Source organism: Aquicoccus porphyridii (assembly GCF_008369105.1).
GTDB classification, from domain to species: domain Bacteria; phylum Pseudomonadota; class Alphaproteobacteria; order Rhodobacterales; family Rhodobacteraceae; genus Aquicoccus; species Aquicoccus porphyridii.
This window is the reverse complement of record NZ_VINQ01000066.1, coordinates 1-808: the sequence shown is the minus strand read 5'-3', so window position 1 is coordinate 808 and position 808 is coordinate 1. Positions and strand designations below refer to the sequence as shown.

Below are 808 nucleotides of genomic sequence, written 5' to 3'. Positions count from 1 at the left end.
CTGATCTTCGCAATCGTCTCCACAACCAACATCCCCAACTCGCTCCCTCATGCATCTGAGGAAGCATCAAAACAGAAATATCAGGGGGGTCACTTTTGGACGCCGATTACCCCGCTACGGGGTCAATTTTGCACGCCTGTTCACAGCTCTGACTGGCGAAACCAGATCTTCATCAATGATGCTCCAACGGTGGAGGTCGACTTTCAGGGCATGCACCTTCACCTGTTGGCATCACAGGCGGGTGAGACAATTTGTGGTGATCCCTATACCTTGCCGCGCAATACGGTGCCTGGAACACCAGAGAAGCTTCAGCGCCAGATCATCAAGACGTTGTTGCTCAAGGCCATAAATGCCAAGAATCGTAGGTCTGCGTACAATTCCTTTCGCGAAGGCTGGCCAACGGGCCATATGGCGAAACACCTCACCAACACGGAACTGTCGCAGGTGATGGACGCAATCATCGACAAGCATCCGTTCATGAAAAGAAAACTGTCTGAGGATTACGGCATCCACCTGATGTACCTCGACAGTCAGATATCTGATCAGGTGCTTTCGAGGACCACGAACCTTGGTATCCCGGTGCTTGGGGTGCATGACAGCTTCATCGTGGATTATCGACGTGTTCGAGCCTTGAAGCTGCTCATGGCGATGGCCGCAACAACGATAGTGGGGGTCGATTTGCCCGCCACATCCAATTTCGTTGGTGCAGACGAGATCCCGGACCTCCAGGCCAAAGCCAAACAGGACTACATGCTATCACGACAAATCCCCCGGACCCGTGGCTACATTCAACGCCTGGATGACCACG

General features: G+C 53.2%; 1 protein-coding gene. It reads left to right on the top strand.

The features are described 5' to 3' along the window. Positions 1–808: hypothetical protein (locus FLO80_RS22965; RefSeq protein WP_188078396.1), on the top strand; the 808-nt coding region annotated here is incomplete at both ends.